This window comes from [Rhizobium] kunmingense (assembly GCF_977018605.1).
This window is the reverse complement of sequence record NZ_CDRNXG010000002.1, coordinates 1,007,697-1,020,643: the sequence shown is the minus strand read 5'-3', so window position 1 is coordinate 1,020,643 and position 12,947 is coordinate 1,007,697. Positions and strand designations below refer to the sequence as shown.

The 12,947-nt window shown below is 57.4% G+C and carries 11 protein-coding genes; 10 read left to right on the top strand and 1 reads right to left on the bottom strand.

Annotated features, from left to right (window positions below):
- Nucleotides 1–10: 10 nt before the first annotated feature.
- The 7 genes from AC0JZ4_RS23195 to AC0JZ4_RS23165 all read left to right on the top strand — a co-directional run bounded on the left by AC0JZ4_RS23195 (nt 11) and on the right by AC0JZ4_RS23165 (nt 9,296).
- Nucleotides 11–1,243, top strand: a complete 1,233-nt coding sequence (locus tag AC0JZ4_RS23195; RefSeq protein WP_471888825.1) for a polysaccharide pyruvyl transferase family protein — start codon at nt 11–13, stop codon at nt 1,241–1,243.
- 78 nt (nt 1,244–1,321) lie between these two features.
- Nucleotides 1,322–2,806 carry an oligosaccharide flippase family protein gene (locus AC0JZ4_RS23190; RefSeq protein ID WP_471888824.1) on the top strand — a complete coding sequence of 495 codons (1,485 nt, stop codon included), beginning with the start codon at nt 1,322–1,324 and terminating at the stop codon, nt 2,804–2,806.
- A gap of 3 nt (nt 2,807–2,809) precedes the next feature.
- On the top strand, nt 2,810–3,787 hold the full coding sequence (locus AC0JZ4_RS23185) for a glycosyltransferase family 2 protein (RefSeq protein WP_471888823.1): 978 nt from the start codon (nt 2,810–2,812) through the stop codon (nt 3,785–3,787).
- 561 nt (nt 3,788–4,348) lie between these two features.
- Nucleotides 4,349–5,095 carry a LuxR C-terminal-related transcriptional regulator gene (locus AC0JZ4_RS23180; RefSeq protein WP_471888822.1) on the top strand — a complete coding sequence of 249 codons (747 nt, stop codon included), beginning with the start codon at nt 4,349–4,351 and terminating at the stop codon, nt 5,093–5,095.
- A 236-nt stretch (nt 5,096–5,331) separates the two neighbouring features.
- The gene (locus AC0JZ4_RS23175) at nt 5,332–6,750 is read left to right on the top strand and encodes a glutamate-1-semialdehyde 2,1-aminomutase (protein WP_471888821.1); all 1,419 of its coding nucleotides are present in this window, start codon (nt 5,332–5,334) and stop codon (nt 6,748–6,750) included.
- Between the two features lie 115 nt (nt 6,751–6,865).
- Nucleotides 6,866–7,939, top strand: a complete 1,074-nt coding sequence (locus AC0JZ4_RS23170; RefSeq protein ID WP_471888820.1) for an NAD-dependent epimerase/dehydratase family protein — start codon at nt 6,866–6,868, stop codon at nt 7,937–7,939.
- A gap of 10 nt (nt 7,940–7,949) precedes the next feature.
- Nucleotides 7,950–9,296 (top strand): DUF4910 domain-containing protein, encoded by a 1,347-nt coding sequence (locus AC0JZ4_RS23165; RefSeq protein WP_471888819.1) that lies wholly within the window; start codon nt 7,950–7,952, stop codon nt 9,294–9,296.
- On the opposite strand, the gene rfbC is transcribed toward AC0JZ4_RS23165, so the two are convergent.
- Nucleotides 9,270–9,833: a dTDP-4-dehydrorhamnose 3,5-epimerase gene (gene rfbC / locus AC0JZ4_RS23160; RefSeq protein ID WP_471889075.1), complete on the bottom strand. Its 564-nt coding sequence runs from the start codon at nt 9,831–9,833 to the stop codon at nt 9,270–9,272. The two genes, AC0JZ4_RS23165 and rfbC, sit on opposite strands and share 27 nt — an antisense overlap.
- 300 nt (nt 9,834–10,133) lie before the next feature.
- Here rfbC and AC0JZ4_RS23155 point away from each other — a divergent pair, with 300 nt between their 5' ends.
- Genes AC0JZ4_RS23155 through AC0JZ4_RS23145 form a run of 3 tightly spaced genes read left to right on the top strand, consistent with a single transcriptional unit; the run spans nt 10,134 to nt 12,885 of the window.
- Entirely contained in the window at nt 10,134–11,426 is a 1,293-nt protein-coding gene (locus AC0JZ4_RS23155) for a methyltransferase domain-containing protein (protein WP_471888818.1), read from the top strand.
- Nucleotides 11,423–12,235: a sugar phosphate nucleotidyltransferase gene (locus tag AC0JZ4_RS23150; protein ID WP_471888817.1), complete on the top strand. Its 813-nt coding sequence runs from the start codon at nt 11,423–11,425 to the stop codon at nt 12,233–12,235. Before AC0JZ4_RS23155 ends, AC0JZ4_RS23150 begins: the two co-directional genes overlap by 4 nt.
- Complete coding sequence (locus AC0JZ4_RS23145) at nt 12,232–12,885, top strand: PIG-L deacetylase family protein (protein WP_471888816.1); 654 nt, start codon at nt 12,232–12,234, stop codon at nt 12,883–12,885. Before AC0JZ4_RS23150 ends, AC0JZ4_RS23145 begins: the two co-directional genes overlap by 4 nt.
- Nucleotides 12,886–12,947: the final 62 nt, after the last annotated feature.

Sequence of the window (12,947 nt, the reverse complement as noted above, 5' to 3'; positions counted from 1 at the left end):
GGGATATCCGATGAAAATAGCGCTCCTCGGACAGTTCGGTTCTGGCAATACCGGTAACGACGGATCGCTCGAGGCTATGCTTCTCTACCTGCGTCGCTGGCAACCCGAGGCGGAGTTATTATGCATCTGCCCCAACCCGATGCTCGTTGCAGACCGGTACAAGATACGCACACTCGGCGTCGGCGGTCCGGTTCTCACGTCGCCATGGGCCAAGGCGATCAACCGGCTGTTGCTCAAGCTGCCGCGTCGTCTTGCATCGCTTTTGATCGCGATTGCGCAAATGAGCTGCATCGACGTGATGATCATTCCCGGCACCGGCATATTGGATGATTTCCAGGAAGGTGCATTCGGATGGCCTTTCGTGATCTTCTGCTGGTGCCTTGTCGCCCGGCTTTGCCGAACCAGGATCGCCTTCGTCAATATCGGCGCCGGGCCGATAGAAGGCAGGCTGAGCCGCTGGTTTCTCAAGTCGGCGGCAAAGATGGCGTCCTACCGATCGTATCGCGACGACTATTCATTGGAGTTCATGCGCGAGCTTGGGATGAATGTAGCGGGCGATCGCCGCTATCCCGACATCGCCTTCACGCTTCCGGCGCCGGACCTGAGGGGCAGGTGCGCCACGCATGAAAGGCTGCGGATAGCTGTCGGCATCATGTACTACCGGGGATGGCGGGCGAAAACCCCGCGACAAAAATGGATTTACGACACCTATATCGAAAAGATCTCCACCTTCATAGCGTGGTTACTGGAGAAGGATTGCAACGTCAGCCTCCTGCTGGGAGATGCAGCCGACCAGAAGGCACGCGACGATATTGTAAACCGGCTTGCAACGCTCGTAACCAAGCAGCGCCTTCTGCAAATCGAGACGTCTCTGGGAAAATCCCTCCACGAGATCATGGAGCAGCTGGCCGACGTCGATCTCGCCGTCGTCTCCAGATACCATAACCTCGTGTGCGCTCTGAAACTGGGGCGGCCGACCGTATCGATCGGCTACGCACGAAAAAACGACGAGCTGATGCGGGCGTTCAATCAGGAGAAATACTGCCTGCATATCGAGGAATTCGACGTTCGGCAGCTGAAGTCCCTGTTCGAAGAAATGCTGGTCGACCGCCAGAAAATTGAAGCCAAGGTCGAAAAGACCAATGCGAGCTGGCGCAAGCAGTTCATTCGACAACATCTGAGAGCCCAGTCCCTGCTGCCGCAGGCCTCTCTCAGGCCCGCTTCAGCCAGACGGCGGGCCTGAACGACGTCCCCTCCGACACCTCTGGCGCGGCAGGGTCGCGCCAGAGGATTTTCGCAATAGCAGCTATCGGAACCAACCATGAGAAACGCCCGCCGAGCATTCTTCATCTCATCGATCGAACAGTATCTGGCGATGGCGATCAATGTGTCGGTCCTGGCCGTGATGGCACGCATCCTTACGCCCGACGCCATAGGTCATGCGGTGACCGGCATCAGCCTCGGTGCGATTTTCCTTTCCCTGCGCGAGTTCGTGACGCCGGAATTCCTGATCCAGAAGACGGAAATAGGGATCGACGATCTGCGATCATCCTTCACCGCACTTCTCGTGGTGACGACGGTCGCCGGAACCGGGATCATGCTCCTGTCGGAACTGGCGGCCGGCTTTTACGACACACCGGAAATGCCGCGTTTCATGGCACTGATCGTGATCGCGGCCTTTGCCGACATCATATCCCAGCCGATCGTCGCGGTTCTTCGCCGGAACATGGCCTTTGGCATACTTACCAACATAAGGACATTGGCGCTGCTGGTTTCCGCCGCCACCACCATCGTCATGGCTGAACTCGGCTTCGGTTGGCTCAGTTATGGATGGGGCGTTCTGGCGAACTCCGTCACGCTCGCGATCCTGTCCGCGCTGGTGGCGCCGTATTCGCTGGTCGAGATGTGTCGTCCAAGCATGACCTCGAGAAAGGCGATCCTTGATTTCGGCATATTCAAGGGGGCGTCCCAGGCGGTGGATCGCATATACGAGAACGTGCCCCAACTTATCCTTGGCAAGATGATCTCGATGACATCCGTAGGGCTCTATAATCGCGCCAATACCGTTTGCGGAATTCCCGATCGGATCGTTATGTCCGCCTTCTACGGCATGGCATTTCCCACACTCGCTGCAAGCGTGCGAGAGGGCGGCAATATCAAGCAGGCCTATCTCAAGGTCCTGAGCTATCTCTCGGTCATCTATCTTCCCGGCGTACTGATGATCGCGGTCACCGCGGATCCGATCGTCTATATCATTCTGGGAAGCCAGTGGCACGAAGCCGTGCTGCTGGTCAGGATCATGTCGGCTGCGGCCATATTCTGGTTCGCCGTCATTGTAACCAACCCGCTGCTGCTCGCGCTCGGCCATAACCGGGATGCCTTCCTTTCCGGTCTCTATTCGCGATCGGCAGCCGCTGTTGCCCTGTGCACCGCAAGCATGCACGGCATCGTCGCCATGGCTATCAGCCAGTTCGTCTCACTGCCGATACAGATGGTGATAGCCCTGTACTTCGCCAGAAAACATTTGCGTTTCAGCCTCGCGGAACTGTCCGCGGCGGTATGCCCCAGCATACTGGTAACGCTTATGACGCTTGTCGGCCCGCTTACCATTTTGGCCGCCGGCAACTGGCAGACCGCAATGAGCCTGGAGAGGTTCGGCCTCACGCTGGGTTCGGCCGTGCTTGGCTGGCTCGTCGGTCTTGCCGTCGCCGATCATCCGTTCCTCTCGGAGGTGATGTGGCTGTGGAAAGCGGTCGCCAAAGTACCGGGATGGCTGCGCCGACGACTGATTACGCGCGAGGTCTGATCCATGCCCAGCGTCGATGTCATCGTCCCCAACTACAATTACGGGCGCTATCTGAAAGCCTGTGTCGAAAGCATTCTCGACCAGGCATCTGTAACGGTCCGCGTTCTTATCATCGACAATGCTTCCAGCGACGACAGCGCCGATATCGCTCGCTCGCTCGCTGCCGACCCGCGCGTGGAGCTCATTCTGCGCGATCAGAATCTCGGCACACATGCCTCTTTCAATCAGGGCATAGACTGGGCGGAAGCGGATTATTTCCTGCTGATGTTTTCCGATGATTTTCTCGTCCCTGGTGCGCTCAAGCGCGCCGTGGAGATCATGGAAACGGACAGCCGGATCGCCTTCACCTATGGACGCGATATCCCGCTCAAGGGAGACGCTGCCATCCCTGAGATTGCCCCCCAAGCCGACCCCAGCCCTTATCGGCTGCATGAGAGCGATGCCTTCATCCGCCGCTTCTGCCGTCTGGGCGTATTCCAGATACCGGGACCGTCCATTATCGTCAGAACGAGCGTCCAGAAAAGCGTCGGCCATTACCGTCCGGAACTGCCGCATAGCGACGACTACGAAATATGGCTACGCTTGGCGATGCATGGACCTGTCGCGGAGCTCGACTGCATCCAGGCGGGCATCAGATCACACGATTCCAATCGCTCGACCGAGCTCTGGGCGCACCAGATCCAGCATATCCTTCACACAGATGCCGCCGCAAAAAGCTTTTTCAGACACGAAGGAAGCGGCATGGCCGACAGCAAAGGCCTCCGACGCCTGGCACGCAGAGGGATCGCCAACCGCGCCTACTGGTCAGGCGTATCGCATCTCTTACGGCGCAACCGCGAGGCTTGGGATCTGTTCCGGCTGGCATTCAGCATCCGGCCGATAACAGCCATCATGCCGCCCGTCAGCTATCTTCTCAACCGGCCTGATACGTCTCGGCGCTTGCTTTCACTGTTAAAGGGCTGGACACGCCGGGCTCGATAAAACGGCCAAAATGCCTGAACCGAACGAGCGTCTGACAAGCGGCACCAAGAAGGGCAGCCTCGGTAAATCGGCTCCCTTTTCATGTCGTCTGCAACATTATCCGAACGGAGCAGCCTTATTTCCAATGAAATCTCATGGCCACGACAATTGATATGAAAACACAAACCGGAAGCGGAAGAGCCCCTATACCCCATCACGAAGAGCGTAGTTATTCTTATGCCTGACGTCCATCTACAACGGTTTGGCCGGAGCGTTTCTACAGCCCATGAGAATCGATGTATAGCATCCGATAAAATCGGAAAAACTACTTATTCAAAACTGTCAATTTGATGTTTGATTAAATCAACAAGTTCGTATAAGTTGCAATGGCGTTAAATTTCTCCGATTTACTGTATCAATGTGATTTCTGCGTGCGACTGCATGATTTGTATGTAAGTTTCAACTGAAATATAGTCTCGCACTCACATTAAAATACATTACTCGCACTCACATCGCAGAGATCTCATTAACGATCGAGAGATTGATCGGCGCTTATCGGGAAGCGTGATAGTGGGGGAAAGCATGTCAACAGTTGCTCCTGTTTATGAAAATGCGTCTAGAATTCCAAGGATAGGCATTGGTGCAAGCGCCCGGCCTTCTGACAAGGCGGCCGGCCCGCTCAACGACTTCCGCAGGCTGGCCATAATTGATGACCGCGCCCTGGATCGTGAATGCCTCGGGCAAAGTCTCGTGGCCCACGGATTGGACATGAGCGTGGATTTCTTCTCGTCTCTGGCCGGGTGGAGAAAATCTTCGGCACCTTGCTATGCAGGCATCCTCATCAATCTTGGCAGGGGCGACTTCTCAAGCGATCACTTCATCTCAGATCTGCGGCAGGTTATCCAGGATTTTCCGGCTTTGCCTGTCATCATCCTCGCCGAAAATCGCGACATTCGGCAGGTCATGCGCGCATTCGAAGTCGGCGTGCACGGCTACATCTCGTCGGGCATCGGCCTCAACGTATGTGTGGGCGCCATATCCTTGGCTCTCGCGGGCGGGGCATTCATTTCAGCGGAAAACCTGACGGATCTTCGCCAACTTCTGGTCGTCGCAGAAACGAAAGAGCGGCGGCGGGCTGCGTTGTTCACGCAAAGGGAAACCGCGGTCATAGACGCTCTGACGCGCGGCAAGCCGAACAAGATCATCGCCTATGAACTCAATCTGTGCGAGAGCACCGTCAAGGTCCATATCCGCAACATCATGAAGAAACTGAATGCCCGAAACAGGACCGAGGTCATCTTCAAGGTGTCCGACCTGCTCAGTCATTAAGAGCACGCCGATAAGGCGAGCATGGCTCGAACAGCCTGCGCCTTGATAAGCCCGATCATCGATCGGGTAGGGGGCGCATGATCCTGAATGACGGCCTGCGTAATCCGCCGCAGTGGGCGAGAACGTTTTGAGCGCCTAAGCCTTTTGGCCAGTATCCGCTACGAAAAGCCGAATAAGTCCTGTTCGTTGGACGCGGTAACCTTGTGCCAATCCGATCGGCAAGCGGGGTTCTTTCAATGGAACAACTCATTACGAAGTTTGACACCTCAAATCGTCTCCGCGATCGCGCCTCGGAGATCATTCCGGGCGGAGCGCACACTTATGCCAAGGGCGATGATCAGTATCCGGTACTGTCACCGGGCTTCATAAGCCGCGGCCACGGCTGCCATGTCTGGGATGTCGACGGCAACGAATATATCGAATATGGCATGGGCAACCGTGCCGTCGGTCTGGGGCATGCCTATGCCGAGGTTGTCGATGCCGTACGCACCGAGCTGAATAACGGCTGCAACTTCACCCGTCCGTCTAAATTGGAGATAGACTGCGCAGCGACCTTTCTGGACATGGTTACCGGTGCGGACATGGTCAAATTCTGCAAGGACGGATCCGACGCCACATCCGGTGCAATCAGGCTTGCAAGAGCCGTGACGGGCCGCGATTACATCGCCTGCTGCAGTGATCATCCCTTCTTTTCAACCGACGACTGGTTCATCGGCACCACGCCGATGAATGCCGGCATACCCGCCTCGGTGAGAGAACTCACGCTCGGCTTCAGATACAACGATCTGGAAAGTGCGGAGGAGCTGTTTCGCCGCCACCCATCCGGGATCGCGGCGGTCATTCTCGAACCGTCACGCGGAGATCCGCCCATCGACCGCTTCCTGCACAGACTTCAGGATCTTTGCCACCGGCATGGCGCCCTTTTCATTCTCGACGAAATGATCACCGGCTTCCGCTGGAGTGAAGGCGGAGCTCAGAAAACATATGACATCGTTCCCGATCTATCCTGCTTCGGCAAGGCGCTGGGAAACGGCATTTCCGTATCGGCACTGGCGGGAAGACGCGAGTTTATGGAACTGGGCGGCCTGCGACAAACGTCGGCGCCGCGCGTGTTCCTGCTGTCGACCACCCATGGAGCGGAAACCCATTGCATGGCGGCGGCAATCGCGACGATGCAGGTCTACAGGAATGAGCCGGTCATGGAGCACCTGCATCGCCAGGGCCGCGCCTTGGCATCTGCGATCAACAGTCTCGCTGCCACCCACGGCGTCGACCAACACTTCAAGGTTCAAGGGCATCCCGCCTGCCTGACCTATGCAACGCTGGATGAGGAACGGAAACCGTCGCAGCTGTTCCGCTCCCTCTTCCTTCAGGAAATGATCCGGCGGGGCATACTCGCCCCATCCTTCGTCGTCAGCTATGCCCATGGGGACGAAGATGTGGCGAGAACACTCGATGCCGTCGACGCCGTTCTGCCGATCTACAGGCAGGCGCTGGAGAACGGCGTGGAAAGCCTGCTGGTCGGCCGCCCCTCCGATGTCGTGTTTCGACAGTTCAACCGCCCGGCACAGTCACCGGAGGCAAGGGGTAGCGCAGCGACAACGCGGCGCGAGGCACCTCTTCATCCCAAAGCATTAGAACCATCGTTGGATTAGGCCTTACGCATAGGGGCACCCACCGCTTGTCGCATTCGGACCGTGGCGGACAAGGCGGTAGAGTGACTCCAGACAGAAGGCGATTTTCAACGGAAAAGGCGTGGGAGGCACGGCAATGAAGGTTCTGGTCACAGGTCATCGCGGCTATATCGGTTCGGTCATGGTGCCTTTGCTCCAAGCCGCGGGCCATGAGGTTTCCGGCTACGATATAGAACTGTATCATCGCTGCGCCTATCGCCCCGGCGGGGCACTGCCTCAGGTGCCAGGTGTCTGCAAAGATGTGCGTGACGTCACGCCGGCCGATCTCGATGGCTTCGATGCGGTCATTCACCTCGCGGCTCTCTCCAATGATCCGCTGAGCAACCTCAATCCCGAAATCACCTATGCCATCAACCACAAGGGAAGCGTGAGAATGGCGGCAGCAGCGAAGGCGGCTGGCATCAAGCGCTTCCTGTTCGCCTCATCCTGCAGCAATTATGGCGCCGCCGGAGATGGCTATGTCGATGAGAGCGCCGAATTGAAGCCAGTTTCGGCCTACGGGATATCCAAGGTTCTCGCGGAGCGTGACATCGCCCCGCTCGCCGACGCGAATTTCTGCCCCGTTTATCTGCGTCCGGCGACTGCCTATGGGCTATCGCCTATGCTGCGTTTCGATATCGTGCTCAACAATCTCACGGCCTGGGCGGTCACAAGAGCGCAAGTCCTGCTCAAATCCGACGGGACGCCGTGGCGCCCGATCGTGCATATCGAGGATATTTCCCGCGCGTTCCTTGCTGCCCTTGAGGCCCCCGCTGACAGTGTCCGAAATCAGGCATTCAACGTCGGCCGCAACGAGCATAATTACCAGATACGCGAAATTGCCGAGATCGTGGCCGCAACAGTACCTGGATGCACGTTGCAATATACGAGTGACAGTGGCCCTGATACGCGGTCCTATCGCGTCGATTTCAGCAAGATAACGCAGGTTATGCCGGCCTTCCAGCCGACATGGACGGTCACCGCCGGCGCGGCGCAGCTATACCGCGCCTATGCGGATGCGGGCCTCACACCTGAAGAATTCGAAGGACCGCGATACCAGCGCATAGGCCAGCTGCAGAAGTTGATCGCCGACGGCGAACTGGATCTCGACCTGCGCCGTCCACCCCGCATCCCGCGGCCCATCCCTATCGACCTGCCGGTTGCCGTGTGATTTGGCGACGATGACAGGCATCGCCCGGCAGCAACACCACTCCACGGACAAAGGCGAGATCGATCCTGATATCGGGCAGCAGATCTATGCGCTTGCCTGCCGCATTTTCCCGATCTGCCGAAGCATAACCGGCAAGGGCGTCCGCGATACGATCGACATCCTTGCCGACCATATCGATATTCAACGTAACGAGGTCGCGAGCGGCACAAGGGTCTTCGGCTGGGTGATCCCGGACGAATGGACGGTGCGTGCTGCCTATGTGAAGGATCGCGCCGGCCGCAAGGTGATAGACTTCACTGCCTGCAATCTTCACCTCTTGAACTACAGCACCCCGCTACGTCGCGTCATGTCCTTGTCGGAGCTCAAGGATCATATCCACACACTGCCATCCCGGCCCGATGTCATCCCCTACAAGACAGCTTACTATACGGATTCCTGGGGCTTCTGCATGGCCCACCGCGAGTTCGAAAAGCTCGCGGAAGGTCCTTACGAGGTGCTCATCGACACCGAAAAACGGCCTGGGCACCTCTCCTATGGTGAATACCTGCATGTCGGCGAAAGCAGCAAGGAAGTATTGCTATACGCCCATATCTGCCACCCTTCACTGGCCAACGACAACTGCTCTGGCCTGGCATTGCTGACATGTCTCGCCGCGCGGATGAAATCGATGCGGACGCGCTACAGCTATCGTTTCGTCTTCGCCCCCGGCACGATCGGCTCGCTTACCTGGTTATCGCGCAACGAACACCGGCTCGCGGATATGGTTGCCGGCCTTGTCGTATCCTGCATTGGAGATGGCGGCGGGCCGAACTACAAACGCAGCCGCCGGGGCAATTCGCTGATCGATCGCATCGCCGCCTGCGTTCGCCTGGATAGCGAGCAACGCGGGCTCAACATGGCCGACTTCAGCCCCTATGGCTACGATGAACGGCAATTCTGCTCACCCGGTTTCGATCTTCCGGTCGGCCTTCTGCAGAGAAGTTCTTTCGGCACTTTTCCCGAATATCATACATCTGCCGACAATCTCGACTTCATCGAGCCACAGCATCTGGGGGCGTCCTTCCAGCTTGTCATGGATATGATCGCCGCGCTCGAAGGCAATTGGACGCCGCTGAACCTGTCGCCAAAAGGCGAGCCGCAGCTGAGCCGATACGGCCTCGTCTCGACGATCGGCGGACACAGACAAAGCAGCGATCACATGATGGCCTTCCTGTGGACGCTGAACCTTGCGGATGGACAAAACTCCCTGCTCGACATCGCCGAGAGATCCGGCATGCCGTTTGCCGAAATTGCCGGGGCTGCGCAGGCATTGCTTGAGGCAGGCCTCGTTTCAAACCTCGGTTTCCTGGAGAAATGATGCCGCACTGGGCTGCAAGGCCTCCCAGCCGAGATCGCGCGCGGAGATAGCAGCCGGTGCTTCGGGCCATGCGATGCCGATTGCCGGATCGTCGAAGCGGATGCCGCACGCACTGTGCGCAGCATAGGGTTCGGAGATCAGGTAGCAGACGGCAGCGTCGTCCGTGAGAGACTGAAAGCCGTGTGCAAAGCCTTTCGGAATATAAAGCTGCGTTCCGTCTTCATGGGAAAGCGGCACAGCGATCCACCGCAGATAGGTCGGTGAATTCGGCCTGATATCGACAGCAACGTCCAGTATGGCGCCCCTGACACAGGAGACCAGCTTTACCTCTTGATGTGGCGGCCTCTGGTAATGCAGGCCGCGCACCGTATGTTTCGTGGCGGAAACGGACAAGCTGTGCTGGCTGAAACGGCTGCACAGCCCTCGCTCGGTAAACTCCTGCACACAGAATGTCCGCTCGAATGTTCCGCGGTTATCGCTTTGCCTTTCGGGTCTGATGACCCACACACCGTCGAGCTCTGTTGGTTTGAAAAACATCAGCACCCCTTCAATACTTCGTCGGATCCGCAAGCTGATCTCAAGATAACAGAAATACAGTAACGCCGTTAAATTGGCTCATCAGCCTTTACAGGGTCAGGATCGGCTGATCTTCAGGCAATATTCTAAGCATTAAGGGGAAGCAAAGGGCGCGTCACTGCAAAGAAACTCATAAAACTACCTCTTATGGATGATGAACGCCCACGGAAGACGGGGTCCAATCTGTACCGCTGTCGTATAAGATCAAATTCAGTTCAGCTGAGACGGGCCATCATTTCTTGTAAGTCGGGGGCGGTTGATATGAATGACGAAGCGAGCATTTCTTTGAGGCGCGATGCCGCAAGGAGAGTGGAAATATGCAGGCTCTGTGGCGGCCCTCTTGAGCACACATTCGTAAATCTCGGCATGTCACCGCCATGCGAAAGCTTCGTGCCCGCCGCTGAGATAAACAGCCCTGAGACCTATTACCCACTTCATACGTTCGTTTGCGGCGAATGCTTTCTCGTCCAGCTTCCGGAACATGTCGCGCCGGAGAGCATTTTCGAGGAATATGCCTACTTCTCGTCCTATTCCGACAGCTGGGTTGCTCACGCCAAAGCCTATTGCGAGAGCGTCCTGCAGCGCTTCAGCCTTGGTCACGACAACCTCATCGTCGAGATCGCAAGCAATGACGGATATCTGCTGCAGCATTTTCTCGGCAGGGACGTTGCCATTCTGGGGATCGAACCCGCCGCCAATGTTGCACGCGCTGCGGTCGAGAAGGGAATTCCGACGCGAACCGACTTCTTCGGAACACCCCTGGCGAAGGAGTTGATTGCGGACGGAAAGCAGGCCGACCTGATCATCGGAAACAATGTCCTCGCCCAGGTTCCAGATCTCAACGATTTCGTCGCGGGAATGAAGTTGCTGCTTGCGCCATCGGGCGTGATCACGCTGGAATTTCCGCATATCGAAAAGCTCATCGCCGAGCGCCAGTTCGATACGATCTACCACGAGCACTACTCATATTTCTCCATGATCACGATCGAGACGATGGCGGCACGCCATGGCCTGATGGTTTTCGATGTCGAGGAACTGTCGACACATGGCGGCTCACTGCGGGTCTATCTCACCCACGAAGGCGGCGTTCATCTGCGCAATGCACGGGTGACTGCCCTGCTGGAGCGGGAAAGGCAGGCGGGGCTTGACGCGCTTGACACCTACGAAGCGTTTTCTCTCGCGGTCCAGGCGACGAAGCGCTCGCTCCTGTCATTCCTCATCCGCCTCAAGGACACGCAGAAGTCCATCTGCGCCTACGGTGCGCCGGGCAAGGGCAATACGCTGCTGAATTATTGTGGGATTGGCACCGATTTCATCGATTTCGCGGTGGACCGCAACCCCTACAAACACGGCCGGTTCACCCCCGGCATGCACATTCCCATCATGCCGGTCGACGAGATCCGGCGCGCGCGCCCGGACTACGTCCTGATCCTGCCCTGGAACCTCAAGACCGAGATTGTCCAGCAGATGAAGGATATCGCCGAATGGGGCGGCAAGTTCATCGTTCCAATTCCCGAGGTCGCGATCATCGATCCGAAGGAGGTCATGCAATGAAAGTCGTTCTGTTCTGCGGCGGCCGCGGCACGCGCATCAGGGAATATTCAGACTCGGTTCCCAAACCGCTCATCCCGTTGGGCGGTCAGCCGATCATGCGACACGTCATGCAATACTATGCCAGCTTCGGCCATGACGAATTCATCCTGTGCCTCGGCTACAAGGCGAATGTCGTCAAGGATTTCTTCCTCAACAGCCGTCCGGAGACCTATGGCGATTGCGTCATTTCAGGCTCGGGACGCGTGGAAATGCTGGAGGATCTGCCGCGTGACTGGCGCGTGTCGCTGATCGACACGGGCATCTGGCGCAATATCGGCGAGCGACTGTGGGCGGTGCGCAAATATGTCGAGGGAGAGGATATATTCCTCGCCAACTACAGTGACGGCCTGACGGATGCGGATCTCGACGACATGGTCGAGCGTTTTCGGAAAAGCGACAAGCTGGCCTGCTTCCTGGCTGTAAAACCGCCACTGACCTACCACCTCGCCGACATCGACACGGATGGCCGGGTACGGGAGTTCCGCTCTTCGGAAAACTCCGAGATGCGCATCAATGGCGGTTTCTTCCTGATGCGCCCGGAAATCTTCGACTACATGCAGGAAGGGGAGGAACTCGTACTCGAGCCTTTCACACGGCTGATCGCCGAGAACAAGCTGATGGCCTACACGTATGACGGCTTCTGGCGATCCATGGACACGATGCGCGACTGGCAGAGCCTTGAGGCCATGGTCGAACGCGGCGACATGCCGTGGATCAACCAACGTGCGCCGGGCACCGGCGGCACCAGCATGGCGGTGCAGCTTCCATGATGAAGATATCCCTGGCCTCTCCCGGCGATCGCCTGTCAGTGCTCTGCCTCGGTGCGCATTCCGACGACATAGAAATCGGTGCCGGGGGCGCAATCCTCAGCCTTATCGAGGCTGGGATCACGCTTGATGTCTGTTGGTGTGTGCTGAGCGCCGGAAACGAACGCGCCGTCGAAGCACGGAACTCGGCGCAGGCATTTCTCGCGAACACTGCCTCGTATTCCGTTGAACTGGGATCGTTTCAGGACAGCTATTTCCCCAGTCAAACCACGGAGATCAAGCACTGGCTGCTTTGTCTGCGCGACCGGATCGCGCCTGACGTCATCTTCACCCACAGCCGCGACGACGCACACCAGGACCACAGGGAAATCAATAGGTTAACAAGCAATATCTTTCGTGACCACCTGATCATGGAATACGAAATACCAAAGTGGGATGGCGACCTGGAACGCCGCAACACGTACGTTCCATTGAGCGAGGGGGCACTGGATACGAAGGTGGCCCTGCTGCTCGAGCATTTCGGCAGCCAGCGCTCAAAGGATTGGTTCGATGCGGATACGTTCCGCGGTCTCGCCCGACTGAGGGGAATGGAATGCCGTGCGCCAACACGTTTTGCGGAAGCTTTCACGGTTAGGAAGCTTCTGCTCGCCTGAATACCAGGATCAGCAGTCGGATAGTTTCAGGCCGTTAACTGGAGACTGAATTCGAGACATAG